This window comes from Jeotgalibacillus haloalkalitolerans, assembly GCF_034427455.1.
Taxonomy (GTDB): Bacteria; Bacillota; Bacilli; order Bacillales; family Jeotgalibacillaceae; genus Jeotgalibacillus; species Jeotgalibacillus haloalkalitolerans.
In genome coordinates, this window is sequence record NZ_JAXQNN010000007.1 from 26,365 (window position 1) to 46,460 (window position 20,096).

Here is a 20,096-nt window from a genome sequence, read left to right on the forward strand (position 1 = left end):
GAACATTTTTAAACACATTCTTCATACAATGATGTAGAGGTGAAGAACGTGACAAGAGTGAAACACAACAGCAAGGATATTGATCTGATTGCAAGAATGATAAGAGCTGAAGCTGAGGGTGAAGGGAAGCTGGGCATGCTGATGGTTGGGAATGTGATTGTGAATCGGGCTGTGGCTGACTGTCTGGATTTCAGGGATGTCAGAACGATCAATGATGTGATTTTTCAAATTCAGGGTGGGAATTATTCTTTTGAAGCTGTGCAGAAAGGTAATTTATTTTATAGTCCGGCAAGGGATCTTGAAAGAGATCTAGCTAGACAGGTCATTAAGAATTGGAGGCAGCATCCTTCTAAATATGCGCTTTGGTACTTCAATCCTTATGCGCCATGCCCTCCGACGTGGTACGATCAGCCATTTTCAGGGCAGTTTAAGCAGCATTGTTATTATGAACCTCAGGCTAATACGTGTGAGAGTGTTTATAGATGATCCAGAACTTGCTCATTATGTTAACCCTCTCTGCCGCTGGTGGCAGAGAGGGTTTTTTACTTCCCGATATGCTCAGCTGCAGCATAATTTTTTACCACGTTTAGAAATGGTCAGGCAGGATATAATATTAATACGTATAATTATCTGAATAAAAAGAATATTCAGTATGCGTATCAATTTCTGTCAGATATAATTGAAGTATGAAATATCAGCATCAGATTTGGTTATTAAAAGAAGGAGGGGCTTTTGATGGAACAAATCATTATGTGCGAAGTGAACAGCTGTAAATTCAACCGGGATGGTACAAGGTGTGGTGCGGAAAAGATTCATGTGGCACCTCATAAAGGCCGTGCGGATTCAAGTGAGGAAACAGACTGCAAGACATACGAGCATATTTAAAGAGAAAGCGGCTGCCGTGCGAAGCAGCCGCTTTTTCTATATTAATCCGTACTCACTGCTTTTTTAGCTGATACAGCCGAGAAGGTGATCGTAATCGCACAAAGTCCCGCAATTACCAGGAACCCTAATACGATTGGCCAGGTATCCGTAAAACCGTCAATCAGCACTGTTCGCATGGCTTCAAATAAATAAGTAACCGGGTTAATTGAAGCTGCTACTTTTAACCACGCAGCATCAATGAGTTCATAAGGCACAAAGGTTGTGCTGAGGAAAATCAGCGGGAAGAAGATAAATGTTCCTGCCTGCGCTGACTGTGCGTTTTTAGCACGAAGCGCGACTCCCACGGAATATCCCGCAAATGCAAGGCCCCAGCCAAGTGTTAATAATAAGACGACAACTACTCCCATTGCACCGCCGGCAACCTCCAGTCCTAAAATAAAGCCCACACAAATAATGAGTCCTGCCTGAATCACAAGCTGAAGCATACCGGCAATAATCGGTCCAAGTACAATCGCGAGCCGCGAACTTGGTGTCAAAAGCAGCCTGGAGAAAAATCCATTATCCAGATCCTTCACGAGCGCCTGCCCGGCACCACCGGCTCCGCCGATTGCTGCAGAAACAATGGATACAGGAAGGATAAATGCCAGGTAGTTTGCTCCTTCAAATGCAGGCAGGTTCGCGATACCGCTCAGCCCCGCTTCATATACAAATAGAAAAAACATACTGATTGCTAGGTTCGGTATAAAAATCAGCGGGTTTCTAAGGATCGTCACAATACTCCGTTTTGTCATAACAAGTGTATCTGAGAAAAAGTTACCCTGCTGCTTATTCATTCAGCCCACCATCCTTCTGTTCATTTGTCACCTGGATAAATACATCATCAAGAGAAGGGGGCTTTACATTAAGCTGTGCAGGATGCAGGTTCCGTTCATCAAGCTTTCTGATCACATCCGCTAATATAGATGTGCCATTTTCAGCAAGGATTGTCACATCGTTTTTCACGCGCTCCGTTTGATACTCAGGGGAAGCAACTGCCTCATGAGCACTGATTGCTTCTTCCTCTTCTTCAAATTGAAGGACAATTGCATCAAGACCAAGTGTCCGTTTCAGTTCAGCAGGTGTACCGGTTGCCACAATCTGCCCCTTATTAATAATGGAAATGCGGTCAGCCAGCTGGTCCGCTTCTTCTAGGTATTGTGTTGTCAGAAAAATCGTCGTGCCTTCTTCTTTATTCAGGCGTTTGATTTCACGCCAGATTGCCTTCCGGTTAGCAGGGTCAAGGCCGGTTGTCGGCTCATCAAGAAACAGAATTTTCGGCTGGTGGACAAGTGTCATCGCAAGGTCGAGCCTTCTTCTCATCCCTCCTGAATACTTTCCGCTCAGACGGTCAGCATCGTCAGTCAGTCCGACGAGCTCAAGCAGTTCTTCAGCCCGCTTCTTCGCTTCTTTTTTTGAAAAACCGAACAGTCTTGCCTGGAACTCAAGCAGCTCCCGTCCTTTTAAATCAGGATCAATGCCGGTTTCCTGCAGAGCAACACCAATTGACAGCCTGACTTTCTCAGGATCTTTACTGACATCATATCCTGCGACTTCAAGCTTTCCTGCTGTCGGCTTTAAAAGTGTAGTGAGCAGCTGGACCGTCGTGGATTTGCCCGCTCCGTTAGGACCTAAAAACGCAAAAAACTCACCTTCAGCCACATCAAAAGATACGCCTCTTACAGCTTTAACATCGCCTTTAAATGTCTTTTCAATATTCTCAACATGGATTGTACCGTTCATCATCTAACCTCCCGACAGGTGTGTCAGTTTTGATTTTATTCTATGCCTAAATCAGTTTTCTGACAAATTTGAGTGTTTTTAAATATTGTCGAAAACAAAGATTGTATGCCTTATGGGCGTATGATAAAATGAAACGAGTGTAAGGTCGGTTCAGGAGGTGGAACACATGGAAACATTATTAACTGTCCTATTAGTCATTGTATGTATCTCGTTGATCGTCGTGGTTCTTCTGCAGTCAGGTAAAAGTTCTGGTCTTTCAGGCGCCATTTCAGGTGGAGCTGAGCAGCTTTTCGGCAAGCAGAAAGCACGTGGGATTGACCTTGTTTTAAACCGTATTACTATCGTTCTCTCGGTACTGTTTTTCGTTTTGACGATTTCAGTTGCCTTTGTGCTAAAATAAATGCTCAAAACCCGATCGGATGGTCGGGTTTTTATTATTTCTTTTTAAAGGGAATGGTTATATTCTATGCGGTGAGATGAATCGTCTCGCTGCGCTTAAGGGGGACGCTTTCCGGACGGTTTTTGCTGAGCCTCCTCGCGCTTCGCACTGCGGGGTCTCAGCTTACAACTAATCGTCCCGGAGTCGCCCCCTTCCGCTTCGCTCGACTGTGATTACTCTTTATAATTGAAGAGCATATTAAAATGACCTTCCAACCGGTCAATGATCATAATGGTGATGTCAAAGTTAAATGTTACTGCAGTCATTGAAAGCTATTGTGTACTCAACAACAGTGTCACTGCAGTCAGCATAGACTATACAGCACTCAACCCGGGTGTGTCGCTACGTCGACCGGCATGATATGTCACTCAATTAGGGTGTATTGCTACGTCGATAGCCGGCATACGTCATTCAACCGGACCGGCCGCTGAGTGCCACACCCACAATGCGCACAAATAGCTTTCCACCGCGTTTTCTACTAAAATAGAACGAGACGAAATTGCAATTGGAGTGACAAATGATGAAATTAAATTTACCAAAACCATTTACATTTGAAGGCGGGAAGCGTGCAGTATTATTACTACACGGGTTTACAGGTAATTCTTCTGACGTCAGAATGCTTGGCCGCTTTTTAGAGAAGAACGGATATACATCACATGCGCCTCACTATAAAGGGCATGGTGTGCCGCCTGAGGAGCTAGTTGAGACTGGACCTGAGGACTGGTGGAAGGATGTTGAAGCAGGCTATGAGCACCTGAAGAATCTGGGCTATGAGGAGATTGCCGTTGCAGGGCTTTCACTTGGTGGTGTATTTTCACTGAAGTTAGGTTACACTGCTCCTGTAAAGGGTATCGTGACAATGTGTGCGCCGATGTACATTAAGAGTGAAGAAGTGATGTACAAAGGAGTTTTAGAGTACGCCCGCGAATTTAAGAAATATGAGAAAAAAGATGAAGATCAGATTGAAGCTGAAATGAAGGAATTTGAAAAGACACCAATGAACACGCTGAAGGCACTTCAGGAACTGATTGGTGATGTGAGAAATTCTGTTGACATGATCTATACGCCAACTTTTGTTGTGCAGGGAAGACATGATCACATGATTAATACAGATTCAGCAAATATTATCTTTGAAGGCATTGAAACTGATCAGAAGAAGCTGAAATGGTATGAGGAGTCAGGCCACGTGATTACGCTTGATAAAGAGAAGGAACAGCTGCATGAGGATGTGCTGGCATTTCTTGATTCCCTTGACTGGTCAGTTGAAAAATAACAGCTGAAAATGGAGGGATCGCTGATGGAAGAATCGGTGATGAAAATGAAAGACAGACTGCTCACGTTTATGCGGGAGGAAGCCTATAAACCGCTGACTGTGCAGGAACTGGAGGAATCGTTCGGGATTCATGATTCTGCAGATTTCAAGGACCTTGTAAAATCCCTTGTGATTTTAGAGGAAAAAGGTGAGATCGTCAGAACGAGAAGTAACCGTTACGGACTTCCTGAAAAGATGAACCTGGTACGCGGCACGCTGTCAGGGCACGCGAAAGGATTTGCGTTTCTGATTCCGGATGAGCCGGGCAGAAATGATATCTTTATTCCGCCGAATGAATCTGCACACGCCATGCACGGAGACAAAGTAATGGTCCGTGTATCACGTGAATCAAGAGGAGACCGTGAAGAAGGTACAGTTGTCCGTATTCTTGAGCGCGGGACGAAGCAGGTTGTCGGTACGTATACAGAAAGTAAAAACTTCGGATTTGTGATGCCGGATGATAAGAAAATGACCAGCGATATTTTTGTTCCGAAAAATGCGAGCAAAGGTGCAGTGGAAGGTCATAAAGTCATTGTTGAAATCACAGCTTATCCGGATGGCCGTAATAGTGCTGAAGGTGAAGTGATCCAGATTCTCGGTCATAAAAATGATCCTGGTGTGGATATTTTATCAATTATTCATAAGCACGGCATTACAATTGAATTTCCTGATGAAGTGATTCAGCAGGCGAATGACGTACCTGATGAGATTGATCCGGCAGATCTGAAAGACCGCCGTGATCTGCGTGACGTCACTACAGTTACGATTGACGGAGCGGATGCAAAGGATCTGGATGATGCGATTTCACTCACAAGACTGGATAACGGAAACTATAAGCTTGGCGTTCATATTGCGGACGTCAGTCATTATGTAACGGAAGGCTCGCCAATTGACGAGGAAGCTTATGAGCGCGGGACCAGTGTCTACCTTGTAGACCGTGTAATTCCAATGATTCCGCACCGTCTGTCAAATGGGATCTGCTCACTGAATCCGAAAGTGGACCGCCTGACGCTCTCATGTGAAATGGAGATTGATCAAAACGGCGGCGTCATTAAACACGACATTTTCCAGAGTGTGATCCGGACAAATGAGCGAATGACGTATTCAGATGTGAATAAGATTCTCGTTGATGAAGACGAAGCGCTGATTGAAAAGTATGAACCGCTCGTACCAATGTTCCGTGAGATGGAAAAGCTTGCGGCAATTCTGCGCGGGAAACGTTTTGGCCGCGGTGCGATTGACTTTGATTTTAAAGAAGCAAAAGTACTGGTGGATGAAGACGGAAACCCGACTGAAATCGGAATCCGTGAGCGCTCTGTCGGTGAAAAGCTGATTGAAGAATTTATGCTTGCGGCAAACGAAACAGTCGCTGAGCATTTCCACTGGATGAACCTGCCGTTTATTTACCGTATTCACGAGGATCCAAAGGCTGAAAAGCTGGAGCGCTTCTTCGAGTTCATTACGAACTTCGGTATTACGGTAAAAGGAACAGGCAATGAAGTGCATCCAAGAGCGCTGCAGGAAATCATTGATGATATTCAGGGAACACCTGAAGAAATGGTGATTTCAACGATGATGCTGCGTTCCATGCAGCAGGCGAAATATGATGAAAACAGTCTGGGTCACTTTGGACTCGCGACTGACTTTTATACACATTTCACCTCACCGATCAGACGTTATCCTGATCTGATTGTCCACCGTTTAATCAGAACGTATCTGATAAATAAAAAGGTGGATGAAAAGACGCAGAAGCGCTGGGCTGAACAGCTCCCTGAAATTGCTGCTCACACATCAGGACGTGAGAGACGCGCAGTGGATGCTGAGCGTGAAACAGACGAGCTGAAAAAAGCTGAATATATGATGGACAAGATTGGTGAAGAATTTGACGGCGTCATTTCTTCCGTAACGAACTTCGGTATATTTGTGGAATTGTCCAATACAATCGAAGGTCTTGTACACGTCAGCTATATGACAGATGACTACTACCGCTTTGATGAGCGTCATATGGCGATGATTGGGGAACGTACAGGAAATGTTTTCAGAATCGGTGATGAAATCTCAATCTGTGTTGTAAACGTCAATAAAGACGAGCGCGCAATTGATTTTGAAATTGTCGGTATGAAAGGCACGCCAAGAGTCCGCAGAGAAACTGCACGTGTCGTTGACAGCCGCGGCCGGGGACGTGACCGTGATAAAGACACCGGACGGAACCGTAAGAAAAAGCGTAAACGTGATGACGGCGGCAAGGGAGATAAGAAGAAATTTTATAAAGGTGCTCCGAAAAATAAGAATAAAAAGAAGAAGAGAAAGTAAGGTGTGGGGTCAGCTTTGACCCTGCCGCCTTTTATTGGGGAGGTTATACTCATGCCTAAAGGAGAAGGTAAATTACTCGCGCAAAATAAAAAAGCGCGTCACGACTATTTTATAGAAGAAACGTTTGAAGCAGGCATTGTGCTTCAGGGAACTGAAATCAAATCAATCCGCAGGGGCCGTGTGAACCTGAAGGATTCATTTGCGCGAATCAGTAATGGCGAAGTGTTTTTAAATAATGCACATATCAGTCCTTATGAGGAAGGTAACCGTTATAATCACGATCCGCTGCGTGAGAGAAAGCTGCTTTTGCATAAACAACAGATTAATAAGTTAATAGGCTTAACGAAACAGCAGGGCTATTCAATCGTTCCGCTGAAGCTGTATATTAAAGACGGCTATGCGAAAGTGCTGATTGGTCTTGGTAAAGGTAAAAAGAAATATGATAAGCGCGAGACGCTGAAGAAGAAGGATGCGAAGCGTGAAGTGGCACGTGCACTGAAAGAACGCCAGCGGTAAAGCATTCCAGTTGAAAAAAGACGGTACTATGTTATAATTGATTATGCCGTTAACAGCGGCAGGACAACCGGATTGATTTCCGGATCCCGTACTGAACCAGGCTAACGCCTGATTCATCCTTATCATGGGGACGTTACGGATTCGACAGGAATGGTTCGAGCTTGAGTTGCGAGTCGGAGGGATCGTCTCCGTCATCAACGTCAACAAAAATAGTTAACAACAAACAAGATTACGCTCTAGCTGCCTAATAAGCACTTGAGGCCTCACTTGTCTATCGCCCATGTAGACCTGCCTGAGGTTCACTTATAGTGGGATACGCAGTCTGCTGCCACCTGAAGCAGCCTGAAGAGACTAATCAGGATAGCCGTTCGGACGCCTGTCAGTTGGCATAAGTTACGGTGAAATGCGAATAGGCTGACTACGCTCGTAGAAGCTTAAGTATTGAAGTTTCTGGACGTGGGTTCGACTCCCACCGTCTCCACCAAATTAAAACGGTGGAAATACTGATATATATAGGTTTATAAGCAACAGGGATATTGAACGGGAGATGAACTCTCCTGTGATATCCCTGTTTTTTTATGTGGGTTGCGAACTCTGGTTCAACTCCTTAAATAAATTTAAGGAGCGGTTTTATGGAAAGAAATAGAAAACACGGTGTTTTTGCAGTGAAAGAGAAATCTACAGACCTACTTTTAACCATTAACGAAAGTGCTAAATCCACAGATCAGCTAATTGATGAAGCTCTTAAAGCTATCTATAAACAAATGAAAGTAGAGGGCATTAGGGACAGAACTATTCAAACTTATGAATATGCATTTCAACAAATGGTTAAATTCTCTAAAATCAAGTATACAAAAGAACTTAACCAAAATGTTATTTACGATTATCTTGGCAGTATAGAAGTCTCACCTCAAACAAAACTAATAAGGTTAAAGTCAATTAAAGCTCTTCTAAGCAGGTTCTTCAACAATGGCTTTTTAAAAGAACGTTTTTGGAGCGGGATTAAGATAAAAATCGACAAAGAATTTAAGAAGGGAGCTGACATAAGCGATATAGAGAAACTTTTATCATTAATTGATAAGTCATCTTTTATAGGCTTTCGAGATAGTGTAGCGATATTAACATTGTTAAAAACAGGTATTAGAATAAAAACATTAGGTCTTTTAGAAGCTAAGCATATTGATTATAAAAATAAATGCTTACTATTAGATGGATCTATCTTAAAAAGCCATAATCAATTAAAATTACCAATTGATGATCAATTATTAGACATGTTAAGAGCTTTGATTGATGTTAGCTCCGGAATTAAAGGTTATTACGATATTGAACATTCGTTTGTCTTTATAACTCAAAATGGTTTGCCTATTTCAAAACCAAATCCTCTAATTGCGCGATTTCAAAACAGTTGAACAAGTATTCAAAGAAATATAAATTGAAAAATATAAATGCTCATGCCATCAGAAGAGCATATGCTAAAAATTTGTTAAGTAAAGGAGCAAGTGTTGCCTTAATTAGTAAAGCTTTGGGACATTCAGATTTATCAGTTACAACACAATATCTTGATTTGAGTGTGGAGGAAGTGGTTACTAATCTGAGAGCATACATTTAATAAATTTATCTACAAACACGCTCAAGGCAAAACCTTTGGCGTGTTTTCTTTTCAGTGAAATATTATCAATTAATCACGGTAAATTACATCACCAGACAATGTATTTTTGTATCTGAGCAGTAATGTTGTGACAGAGGTGTATTAGTATTAAATCTAATTAAAACGCTGAGCTTGTAAATCCGTGTTTATTTTATTGAAAAGGAAGTAAAGTGCATTTCTTTTCATTAGTGGTCGAGTTTTTTGAGCGATCAATTGTTTTATAAGTTAATTATATTTCAAAATCATAAATTCTTAAAAAAGTCAACTATATTTTAATCAAAAAAGGAGAAAAATGCTATAATAGTAATGTAAGACTTTAACAAAAAGATTATTGAAAGGAGGACTTATTTAGGTGAAAGTATCGGTGTTTTATAATTTAACTGTGTTCATATATTGAGTTGAGTTATGTCCCGTTCAATATCAACATTTATTCAGCAACAATGAAGAAATTCACACAGTTTATATTGATGAAGTTTTACAAGAATCACTGAAAGAATATAAAATAAATCCTATTAAACATAGGGATAAGGAGAATACATATTGAATCAATCAATTACAATGGAAACAGTTAATGAAAAATTAGAAGTTGGACAAGAGGTTAAGAATTATAAAGTGCTTTGTGATCTGCTAGAAGTCGAGAAGAAAAAATGTAAAAAGTCTAGAGATTATCACCTTTTGGAGATTAACAGATATGCAAATGTGGAGAAAATAAAAGGTACACAGAGGTTTATAGTTAATAAAATATTTGATGAAGTTCAGCCTAAAGTTGATAAAAGAAAATCAGATAATCCAGATAACAAGAGAAACGGTAGATTTGATTATGAATTAACAGAAATTCTTCTTCTTGATTTGTTCGCCTCTTCTTATAACGAGGTGAGTTATTATACAGTTGGCAAATTGTTAGAGGGAATACACGCTGTAAATGGAAATTACTCGATAAGTAGACATAATCAGAAAGCACTGGCAAAAATAACAGAAGTAAAATTGAAAATCATCAATGAGTTTTTCGCAAAAACTCACAATTCTCTAAAGAACTTTATTGAACGTGGATTAGCCAACTTAGAGAAAAGATTTTTAATTACAACAGAGAAAGTTTTCATGGTTAAACAATTAGGAGACTTTTCAGCTAGACCAGCTACAAGAAAAGAAAGTCAATATTTGATGAAAGTTCACCGTCAAGTATTAATTGGGTTGGGGTTTACTAAAGAAAGTCAGATATATGCTTCAGGTTTTGATAAAAAGTTTTATTTTGAAGTTGAAAAGAAACTAAAAGAAGATGAGTCAAATAAAATTGTTGAATGTTATAAAGCCTTTAGAATAGTGTTGAATTATGATGAAATAAAAAATGTATGCAATGAAATCGAAGATTTAATTTTGAATAATGACGAAAGAATTACTAAACACATTGAAATGTCAGAAAGCATAGAGAAAAGAATTTCAGAATCTGCTTTCAGTAGGCATAAAAAAGCAAAAACTGAATATGGCTTCAGTGTTGATAAAGATAGAATAGAATATATAAGAGTACAAGATGAATACTTAGAGGGATTCGATAAAATCAAAGGAATTGTGATTAGTCCGTTTCCAGATGACATAAAAGTAAAAATGAAAAAATGATACTATAAAAAGTGATAAAAAATATAATCTTATATTATACTTTATAAAGTATCATTTTCTAAATACATAACTATGAACATTAATTGCTGAAGGCGGTTTTTGTCCCTGAACCTATTAGTTAATGGGGTGAGAGCTTGCTCTCAACCGACAACTGAAAAGGGTGATTTTCCCTTTTTAGGCAGCAGGCTCTTGACCTTGCCTTTCAGCATTTACACATAATAAAAGAAAGTCACTGATTAGTTTCAGTGGCTTTTTCTAATTCAAATCAAAAATTTGGAGGTTGTTTATTTGAAAAAACTACTTGTTACTCTTTTGTGCGTAAACTTGATGTTCATTGGATTTTCATCTTCTACATCAGCTTCGAAGAAAAATGAAGTTAGTCCCGCCAACCACATTTTAGTTAATGATAATGAGAATACTCCTTCCAACATGAAGTGGATTGAACAAACAGACGAATTTTTGAAGTACACATATACATTGGATGGAGTTAATTACTTAATTGAAGAAACATTTCATGATGATAATTCAGTAACTTCTAAGGTTTATAAAGAAGATGAAATTACTGGAGAATACGAAGTAGTTGATACTTTAAAATCATCTTTCGATGAAAGTAAAGAAGTAATAGTTCAAGAGAATCAAGAGGGGATAATTTCAGAGTTAGAAGTTAATTCTGAAGAAGTAGAAACTATTTACAATCCTATTGATGCATTATCAGTCTCAAACAGTGATAATTTCACTACACAAGCTGATCAGGATTTTGTATATTCTAGTACATCATATGGAAGTAACAAACCTGCACAATGGCTAGTAGGAGTAATAGCTATTACTATATCTACTATTTTGAAGAGAAAAGTAGATCAATGGGTTACAAGGGTAGCTGGACTGACTTATGCTTTCTGGAGTGAGAGAGTTTATTACAAATATGTAACTTATAAAAAGAATTACGGACAAATTACACAAGTTACTAGGACTTTCCGATATGTTTACTCAGACAGTGCAAGAACAAATCCAATTGCAAACACTGTACACGATTCCAGCAGAACAGGTATTACATTCGTATCTCAACGTATATACTAATGAAATAAAAGTCCACTCAAATAAGACATACGCCTTAAGAATGTTAAATTTAACATTCTTAAGGCGTATTTAATTTTATTTAAATTATGTAATTCGCAAAAATGATCCATAAAATTAGTGATATAACTGAAAGTACTGACCACAATATAAATTTATTTTTTTGAGATCTATGAGTGAAGGCTAAGGATAATGACCATAAGAAAAGTGAAAACCAAAATAAATGCAACCAAATTCCGCCAAATGTTATTGCTAATATTGCGAATATGATGTTTAGAAAAGAAAATATAGTACTAATTTTCATAATATCCCCTCCAATCCAATTTCATTGAAAACAAAATCATCTTATCCTATTGTTTGATTTTACCATGAAATAACACCTGTTGAATATTAAATTAATTTAATCTAGATTCAAGAATCTCTTTAGCTCTCCAAATTGGCAAGTTTTTCAAATTTTTCTGATCATCCAATGTTAATTTGCTAAAATGGTATCCAGCCTCTATTTTGTTATCCAATAAAACGTTTATACAGTATAAAAGAATATGTTGGTCTGTAGCAGCTTGGATCTTCATTTGAATTAACTGGTCAATTAAAGAATCACTTAATTCATATTGGTTTATTCGCCATTCAATTTGAATCAAATTCAATCCCACAACCTGTTTCATGGAAGGCTCTTTAACTTCATCGTATTTCTTGTAAATGTACTCAGCCAAGGCTAAGTGATCTTTGTTTTTACTTATATCATAAGCTTTAATACACTGAAGGCAAAAATCGTTTGCTAATTCAATTCGGTCATTGGCTTCTCCTGAATCTATCGCGCTATATATTTGATCTAGATCAATGTTAATTGATTTTGTGAGCGCTTTTGCATCAAGCAAGTAATAGTTACACATTTCTACTCTTTCAGTACGTTTCTCATTTGATACAAGGATCTTAATGTCAGAGAATTCTTCAGAAAAGGGGTCAATTAAGTATGTCTCTTTTTCACTCTGCCCATTTAAAACAAAAAATAAGTAACCTTTATTTGCAAGCGTATGCAGTACATAGCCATTATTTTTATTGGTTTCAAAGCCGACACAGGAGCCCTCAGTAATATTCTTAACGATTACTGCAAGTTCACTTAGAATAGCATGATAATCATCGTGAAATTTAATTTCATCTGAAATTCCTTTTTCAGCAAAAATGGATTGAGCAGCTGTTAGGATTTGCTCCTCTTTTGTTATCTGCTCAAGTGCTTCATCTTTATCTGTTACATTATCAATTTTAATTAAAACACTTGTGAGCATTAGCTCATGCCCATTTAAAAGATCCTTTACTAACGATAAGAGCATCAAATTTAGTTTAATTGAATGGAAGTTTTTAATTTCTACGTGATATTTATTTCCTTTATAGACTTCGATAAATAAAACATCTTCGATAGAAATATTAATAGCTCCGTTGGCCAGCCGCTCTTCTTCAATATAAAAATGATATTCATGATCGTTGATCTTAAGTAACCTTTTTGAGCCATACTTAAAGCTTGCCGGTTGAGAAGTAATGATGGGGACAGGAAATTTTTCTTTCGTTACCCCATAAATCGTGAAATTATGTTCAAATACTTCTTCAGGCTGCTTTGAGTGTGGTAACAGTGTGGTGGTTACCGCCTCATAGTATTCAAACGTAAAATCTCTTTTTAAAGCTTCATTTTTAACAGTGACTGTGGGTTGCTTTTCTCTTTCGTCGACAAATGTTCTACATACTCTTTCAATAGTAGACCCTTCCAGTGTAAAAAAGGTAACTGAACGACTTTGTTGTGAACCATAATTGTCTATAAGTTGTTTTAATTCTTGAGAGAAAAATTGACGATAATAAATCCGTGTATCATAATCATCCGCTTCTTCATTAACAAGCATCTCAACTACAAAATAGACAACACCCTGGGCAGCATAATAATTTTTGATGTCGTCCATCCGGATGGGATATGTACGAGTGCTGCCAGAGAAGGTATCAACAGTAATACCTTTAACCTGAACAGGTACTTTTGAGATTAAATCTTTTACTGTTTGGGCCGGGCTGCTGTACAGTTCAATTTCCCCATCAAAGGAAACAGTTTTATCACCTGAAAGGACGTTTGCTTTTACCCGGGACTTGGGCTTTCTGCAGGCTTTTGTAATCGCATCAACTGCAATATCTTCTGTTTGTGGATCCAATATAATACCCCCTATGAAAATTTATGTTCAGATCGATTCAATAATTTGAACCATTCAAGTGTTGGATTAAAAAGGACATAGTTGTTTACTTTAGAATCTTTTGTACTCTTATATTTAATCCCATCAAATCCATGGTATTTTGCGCAAAAAGCAATAAAGTTAGCAACAAGTATTCTTTCTTTTGATTTGATGTTACAGGATGTTGGGTGTATTGATAAATTGGTGCCTCTAGGATACTTGTTAAATCTAATAAATTCACTTCCTTGATTAACTTCAATTGTAATGAACCGAACCCGTAATCAGGTTTATTTGAATTGCGTACTTCTTTTATTGCAACCTCCAAAGATTCACTTAAATATAAATGATTATGGCCCATAAAATTAAATCTTCCGTTACCAGGCACACCATAGGGGGCTATAAATAATTCTTCAAAGAGAAATGGTGGTTCATTATCCGTTTCTTTTGGTCTTGCTCTATACACTGTCAAACCCTTTATTGTTGTAGAATTTTCAGTACTTAGCCATTCGAAAATCTCTTTGCCGACTTCATGAAACATACCCAACATTGGATAGCGATTCAGATATGTATAAAATTCAGCCATTCTATCAATAGTCATATTCTCTATTTTTTCAGAAATATTACCTGCAATTTCAACTTCATCTTCATCTATAATTACTTCTCCAGTAGGGTCACTCCACGCTTTGTATAATTGGTCACCTTGTTCTTGATAACCAGGTTGCCAGTCGATCGATGAATTAAACTTTTCAAAAACATGAGAAAAATCTGGCACAGTTCTTAATGAACTTACAATATTATCTATTGCAGGCGCAACATTTTTTGTCGTTATGCTTGTATCAGGCAGGAAACGTGTCATGCCTTGAACATTATCAGCAATTACTTTTAGGTACGCTCTATTTGGTTGGTCCATATAAGGTTGAACAGTTATTGCCGGAAAATTCAAATTTTGTACTATCGTTTTTATTTGATTATCCTGTTCAGCCTGGCGTTTGATAAATTCAGGTATAACTTTAGGTTTATCGGACACAAAATCCCTCTTTTCTTCTATTATATATACTCTCCTAATATATCACTCTTCCATTGATGGATGGCATGCTGCTCACGTTCAAAAATCTTCTCCAGGTAGATAGATCATCGTCGTTTCCAACTTCTCGTGCCCAAGTGATCGAATTATCACATAATTGTCATTTCCCTCTATTCGTGAAATGATCTTTAAGGGATGTCTCTGAAGGTATGAGGACCAATCGTGTTCTTCCGCTGCTTCACAAAGGACAAGTCTGTGGCGCTGATCTTAGAGTCAATAAATGAGAATAAGGAAATAGAAGTTGCTGCTACTTTATATGGTGATAAGTAAAAAATAAATAGTGGTGATGAAATCGAAACTGATTCTACTGAATATGTAATTAATGTTGCAGTTACAATTTATCAATAGTCCTGATCCAAACTACTATAACAATTGTGACTAACCGCCTTTTTAAGAAGGAACTGAAATGACAAGCTTACAACAACTACTGTTAGAAATTACAGTTAAAATATGTCATGCGATGATTTGTCAGTATTGCTCACTGATAACGGACTGCAAGTCTATATTAAATATTATCCTTACTCTTAGAATAATTATAGATTAACACTGTATTATTGCTCAAGGTGTAGAAATGGTAGTACTTCCTCTATAAACAGGTATAAATAAAAATATGAAAATGTAAACTAGCCTCCGCTTAATAAAATTTTATTTTTATCGAAAAAGAAGCAGGTCTATTAATTAAGGAAATTCAATATTATATTTAGAAGCTACAAAGCAAGTATGAAATCGATAAAGTGAGAAGTAGTAGAGAGCCATTCATTATAATCTAAATGGAGGGGTTTAGATATCATTACTTGGTTACCTCAAAGGGCGGGAGACAACGTAGGATTAAATCTATGCTGTTCTTATGAGTTTGTCCGTCTCGTTCTAATCGTCTTGTGCAATTCGTCTCTGTATCATTAAAATACTTTCTTAGGCTACTAGTGAAAGTATTTCTTCTATGTAAATGAAACATAACAGTTATTATATTTATAAGTGTAATATTCGATATGATAGATAGCCGGGCACACCGCGATTCATCTGACGGTTCCCTATTTTTTAACTCCTAAAAATGTTGTATATACAAATTTGCGAAAATTCTATATATTTTATTCTTGATCTGGATATTAAATAAGATCACCATGTTTATAAAAAGATGCGATATTCTTAAGGAAGTTACCATGCTTTGGCACTTTGGATTTTATCTAAAGTAACTATTTCGTTGGAAAACGACTTACATAATTAAGTATAGGAGTGTAAAATGAATTTATAAGAAGTTGAAACATTATCCAAATTTGTGATTGTTTTCGCTTGGCTAATGGTGCAGTTTAGTTCAATAATCCTTATAATTATCTATGTAGAGATGTAGAAGGATTAATATGGACAGGATTACGAAGCTATTACATAAAAAGGTAGGATATATAAAATGAAATTGCAGTATATATTCTCACAAAGGTACAAGTTTATATCGTTTAAGCTAGAATTGCTTTAATGGTTATCTTTGCAGTCCATAATTCCTTTTCTTCGTGGTTAAGATTTTTACATAGTATCTCTAATAAACCACAATAGTTTTTGGAAGTTCAGTGGAAATATCAAGGGGCTTGAATTTAATCGATGATAAATTTTAATACATCATTTTTCATTTTAGAGAGGACAATTAAGAAAGTATGTTTAGTTAGGGGGTAATTAATATATCTAATATTATTTCATTTGCAAACTTATCAATTGAAGCTTCATATAGAATAATGAGTCAAACTATGGATTTTAGAGATTTGACCCAACATCATTTAAAAGCTCTTATGGAGCAAATAGATGCTTTAAATTTTGAAATTTCCACTGTTAAAAGTGCTAAACTAATTGTTCATGAGGCATCGCATTATTTTGATCATCTGGTAACTCTTTCTGGACAGGAAATGCTAGTTAAAATTTATAGTGCATTAAATGAATATGAAATTATTAATGATGCAATTATTAATAATAAAGCGAAACCTCAAGCACATAATATTATTAACTTTTTAAATACCTTAAAAAACTGGAATCATGCCAAGTTTGCAAATGAGCTAAGCAATGGTTCTCATAGTCCAAGTTTTCAGAATTGGTCATACAATTTTGAAACTACTGGAGATTTAGATATATTCAATAAGCCAAGTGGTGAAGAACTTTTAACTGTTACTTTTAAATATAACGATACACCCTATGTAAGGGTTCCTTTTACAATGGAATCACTTTGGGAAACAAATGCAATGTGGGCAGAGATAATCTATCAATTCGAATTAGTTCGTAAGTTAGAAGGAAGTGCAAGGACAGTAGAAGCTCATCTTATGCAAGAAGAATACGAACATTATCTTTATAACCCAGGGTTATTTGTATATTCAGTAGCAGCGCACCTAGTTTCTTCTTTTATTAATTTAGGAGATATACCAAGTGCATTTAACTTAAGTAAGGCACTTTGTAGCATTAGCTTAAATTTACCATTTAAGTATTATGGACAAATAAAAAGGACACAGGGCACTATATTTAAAGGTCAAGTAAACCGCTTATTAAATAATACAACTAACCTTAATCCAACTTTTATTTTCCTTGCCCTGCTTGAGAACATTGTAGAATCAGGTTTAGATATTATAGACCTCAATAATGAACATGGACTGGATATAAACAAAATCCTTGCTATAAATAATCTTCCTGATAAATTAGTTTTAAATCGAGAAATACTTTTTGAAATAAATGAATTATCCCTTAAGGTTTACGGTCCACATACAGACCTGTACACATTTCAAAAGAATAAAGGGCTGGAATGTTTTGAAATGTTTGGTATTGAGGGAGGTTTAAATCAGCATCCAGCATATTTGATTGCCATGGCTAGTAGATCACAATCTTGTGTATTTCAGGGTTGGGATGAAGAAGCTTTTGAAGAGGGAGAATCTGAAACATTTAAAAGACAAGAGATATTACACGAACTATTAAAGAAAATGATTACTTGATGAACTATATAACAACTGTTAGTACTAAGCCGATTTGCCGACTAATGAAAAAGTTCATGCGGTAAAACTTGAAGAAAAGGTTCAAGAAACTCCCAAAGATAGTGTAAAGAATTATCAAGTATATGAATTTAGGGTTTATAACAATTGACCGCCTTTATTTTAAGGGCGGTTTTATTATGCAATTAGAAAGGAGAACTACATGGCAAATTTAAACGCTTACTCTTAGAAATTAAAGTTGATATGCCACAGCACAGGATGACTTAACAATCTTACTTGCTGAGAATGGACTTCAAGCACATTCTGAATATAACCTTATTATCAGATTAACTTTTGTAAATATTGGGGGTGTAGAAATGGTAGTGCTTCCTATGTAACTAGATATAGGGTTATATATGAAAATGTAAACAATCCCCCGCTCGATAAAATTATTGTTTTAATGAAATTTTTGTTTGTTATTATTAGTATATCTAGTGTTTATATGGAATTATAAAGAGTATTTACTACTTAATACAATAGGAGTGGGGTTGAAATTATGAACAATGAATTAATCACCCAAACAAAAATGTCTGAATTAGTTGGAAGGTCTGAATCAAACGGGAGACGTTGGGTCAAAGAATTTAAAGAATATATTCCTACTATTGAAGAAAGTAATAAAACCTTTTATACAGCGGAATCACTAAGAATAATGAAGTTTCTGAAAAAAATGCAGGAAGCTTCATTAACAATAAAAGAAATTAAGCAAATAATAAATAAAGAAGGAATACCTAATAATAAACAAGAAGAACAACGAATAATTGGTAAGTATAAAGTTGAAAAGGTACATAAAGATTACGATGAAACTATTAAAGAAACTATTCCTACTGCTGGGGAAATGATGGTTCCATATTTAAAAATAATTAAAGACGGCGAAGCATATACAGCCAGTGAAATTACAGAAAAGCTAATTGAGTACTTTAAATTAACTGAAGAGCAGCGTCTTATGAAATATGAAAATGGTTCTGACAGTATGTTTCTTTCAAGGGTACGAAGCGTAAGATATAGCTTAAAAAGAGAAAGTTATATTGATGAAATAAATAAATTAACATATATAATAACAAACGATGGGTTAGATTTACTAAACGAGAGTAAGAGTGGCATTAAAGAAGAGATTGAAGAATTAGAAAAAGTTGTAGATCCATTAACTACAGTGAAAGAAAATCTGGAAGAATTAAACAACGAGTTGGCGGATAATTTACTGAAACAATTAAGAAGTATTCATTGGATGAAATTTGAAGATATAGTTGTAGAGCTATTAACAGTAATGGGTTATGGAGACGGTCAAGTTACACAGAGATCAAATGATGAAGGTCTGGACGGATTAATAAAAGAAGATAAATTAGGATTAGACAGTATATATGTACAAGCTAAAAGATACGGAGTTAATAATTCTGTTGGTCGAGAACTTGTTCAAAGTTTTTCTGGGGCGTTAGATGGAAAAGGCGCAAAGAAAGGTGTATTTATAACAACTTCTTCGTTTACTTCTGGTGCAAAAACATATGTTGAAAAAGCAAACCAAAAGAAAATTATCTTAATTGATGGCATAGAACTATCAAAATTAATGATAGCTCATAATGTTGGAGTTGATGTAAACCATACCTTCGTGGTGAAAACACTCGATTATGATTATTTTAAAGATGAATGAGATATAAGGTGATTGGTAGCTTATTTATTGATAAGCGCAGTTATATGCTATTTAGGAGGAAGTCGAATTGGGCAGAGGAAAAGACACACCTTTACAAATTGAATTAAAAAAGATTCTTAGCACTAACCTTAAGAATTTAATGAAGTCATCTGCAGTGAGCCAAACAGACTTAGCGATGCAAACAGAAATACCGAGAACAACGATAAATGGCTACGTAAAGGGAACGTCTTTACCTACAGCTGAAAGCAGTGAAAAAATAGCACAGGTTTTAAATGTGCCAATAGAAGAATTTGATCCTAGATATAATATGAATTATTTTGATTCTATTAGTGCTAACAAAAAGAAAATTTTGCTGCAGTTGCTGGATAATGTGGTGCAAGACTTAAGCAGAGAAAAAGACTTAGATCAATATGAAAGCGTTATTGAAAATATTGAAATTGCAAGGATACTTATTAAATCGTAATTTTAGAACAGATACGTGGTAAAGGGTACTTTTTATTTTTCTAAAAGTTATAAGTTTTGAACATATAATTCAAATGTTGAAATAACCTAAAAAAATCAACTTGTTATTGTCTAAAAGATAG

At 36.6% G+C, this 20,096-nt stretch carries 17 protein-coding genes and 1 other RNA gene; 14 read left to right on the plus strand and 4 right to left on the minus strand.

All coding sequences use genetic code 11. From position 1 onward, the window contains the following. Window positions 1-48 precede the first annotated feature (48 nt). Together UFB30_RS14935 and UFB30_RS14940 are read left to right on the plus strand one after the other, a co-directional pair. Window positions 49-486 (plus strand): cell wall hydrolase, encoded by a 438-nt coding sequence (locus UFB30_RS14935; RefSeq protein WP_322422501.1) that lies wholly within the window; start codon window positions 49-51, stop codon window positions 484-486. Between the two features lie 249 nt (window positions 487-735). Continuing rightward, window positions 736-885, plus strand: coding sequence for a DUF1540 domain-containing protein (locus UFB30_RS14940; RefSeq protein WP_322422502.1), 150 nt, complete (start codon window positions 736-738; stop codon window positions 883-885). Window positions 886-926: 41 nt separating this feature from the next. Here UFB30_RS14940 and UFB30_RS14945 read toward each other — a convergent pair whose 3' ends face one another. Both UFB30_RS14945 and UFB30_RS14950 read right to left on the minus strand, forming a co-directional pair. Further along, window positions 927-1,718: an ABC transporter permease gene (locus tag UFB30_RS14945; protein ID WP_322422503.1), complete on the minus strand. Its 792-nt coding sequence runs from the start codon at window positions 1,716-1,718 to the stop codon at window positions 927-929. Next, window positions 1,711-2,664, minus strand: a complete 954-nt coding sequence (locus tag UFB30_RS14950; protein WP_322422504.1) for an ATP-binding cassette domain-containing protein — start codon at window positions 2,662-2,664, stop codon at window positions 1,711-1,713. The genes UFB30_RS14945 and UFB30_RS14950 overlap by 8 nt, the downstream gene beginning before the upstream one ends. A 166-nt stretch (window positions 2,665-2,830) precedes the next feature. Between UFB30_RS14950 and secG the strand changes: the two genes are divergently transcribed. The 9 genes from secG to UFB30_RS14995 all read left to right on the plus strand — a co-directional run bounded on the left by secG (window position 2,831) and on the right by UFB30_RS14995 (window position 11,583). After that, the gene (gene secG, locus UFB30_RS14955; protein ID WP_322422505.1) at window positions 2,831-3,064 is read left to right on the plus strand and encodes a preprotein translocase subunit SecG; all 234 of its coding nucleotides are present in this window, start codon (window positions 2,831-2,833) and stop codon (window positions 3,062-3,064) included. A 559-nt stretch (window positions 3,065-3,623) separates the two neighbouring features. Continuing rightward, window positions 3,624-4,376, plus strand: a complete 753-nt coding sequence (locus UFB30_RS14960; RefSeq protein WP_322422506.1) for an alpha/beta hydrolase — start codon at window positions 3,624-3,626, stop codon at window positions 4,374-4,376. Between the two features lie 24 nt (window positions 4,377-4,400). Then, window positions 4,401-6,728 carry a ribonuclease R gene (rnr, locus tag UFB30_RS14965; RefSeq protein WP_322422507.1) on the plus strand — a complete coding sequence of 776 codons (2,328 nt, stop codon included), beginning with the start codon at window positions 4,401-4,403 and terminating at the stop codon, window positions 6,726-6,728. Between the two features lie 51 nt (window positions 6,729-6,779). After that, on the plus strand, window positions 6,780-7,244 hold the full coding sequence (smpB, locus tag UFB30_RS14970; protein WP_041123156.1) for an SsrA-binding protein SmpB: 465 nt from the start codon (window positions 6,780-6,782) through the stop codon (window positions 7,242-7,244). A gap of 126 nt (window positions 7,245-7,370) precedes the next feature. Then, window positions 7,371-7,728: a transfer-messenger RNA gene (gene ssrA / locus UFB30_RS14975) on the plus strand. A 148-nt stretch (window positions 7,729-7,876) separates the two neighbouring features. Further along, window positions 7,877-8,653, plus strand: a complete 777-nt coding sequence (locus UFB30_RS14980; RefSeq protein ID WP_322422508.1) for a tyrosine-type recombinase/integrase — start codon at window positions 7,877-7,879, stop codon at window positions 8,651-8,653. Between the two features lie 23 nt (window positions 8,654-8,676). Further along, a complete protein-coding gene (locus UFB30_RS14985) occupies window positions 8,677-8,853 on the plus strand; it encodes a tyrosine-type recombinase/integrase (RefSeq protein WP_322422509.1) in 177 nt (58 codons plus the stop codon). A gap of 579 nt (window positions 8,854-9,432) precedes the next feature. Then, window positions 9,433-10,506, plus strand: a complete 1,074-nt coding sequence (locus UFB30_RS14990; RefSeq protein WP_322422510.1) for a hypothetical protein — start codon at window positions 9,433-9,435, stop codon at window positions 10,504-10,506. Window positions 10,507-10,794: 288 nt separating this feature from the next. Beyond that, window positions 10,795-11,583, plus strand: a complete 789-nt coding sequence (locus UFB30_RS14995; RefSeq protein WP_322422511.1) for a hypothetical protein — start codon at window positions 10,795-10,797, stop codon at window positions 11,581-11,583. Between the two features lie 392 nt (window positions 11,584-11,975). Here the strand turns inward: UFB30_RS14995 and UFB30_RS15000 are convergent, their stop codons facing one another. Beyond that, entirely contained in the window at window positions 11,976-13,769 is a 1,794-nt protein-coding gene (locus UFB30_RS15000; RefSeq protein WP_322422512.1) for a hypothetical protein, read from the minus strand. An 85-nt stretch (window positions 13,770-13,854) separates the two neighbouring features. After that, window positions 13,855-14,814: an RES family NAD+ phosphorylase gene (locus tag UFB30_RS15005; RefSeq protein ID WP_322422513.1), complete on the minus strand. Its 960-nt coding sequence runs from the start codon at window positions 14,812-14,814 to the stop codon at window positions 13,855-13,857. A 1,793-nt stretch (window positions 14,815-16,607) separates the two neighbouring features. On the opposite strand from UFB30_RS15005, the gene UFB30_RS15010 reads away from it, so the two are divergent. The 3 genes from UFB30_RS15010 to UFB30_RS15020 all read left to right on the plus strand — a co-directional run bounded on the left by UFB30_RS15010 (window position 16,608) and on the right by UFB30_RS15020 (window position 19,975). Continuing rightward, complete coding sequence (locus tag UFB30_RS15010; RefSeq protein WP_322422514.1) at window positions 16,608-17,831, plus strand: hypothetical protein; 1,224 nt, start codon at window positions 16,608-16,610, stop codon at window positions 17,829-17,831. Between the two features lie 532 nt (window positions 17,832-18,363). Next, on the plus strand, window positions 18,364-19,512 hold the full coding sequence (locus UFB30_RS15015; protein ID WP_322422515.1) for a restriction endonuclease: 1,149 nt from the start codon (window positions 18,364-18,366) through the stop codon (window positions 19,510-19,512). A 67-nt stretch (window positions 19,513-19,579) separates the two neighbouring features. Continuing rightward, on the plus strand, window positions 19,580-19,975 hold the full coding sequence (locus UFB30_RS15020; RefSeq protein WP_322422516.1) for a helix-turn-helix domain-containing protein: 396 nt from the start codon (window positions 19,580-19,582) through the stop codon (window positions 19,973-19,975). The last annotated feature ends 121 nt before the right edge of the window (window positions 19,976-20,096 follow it).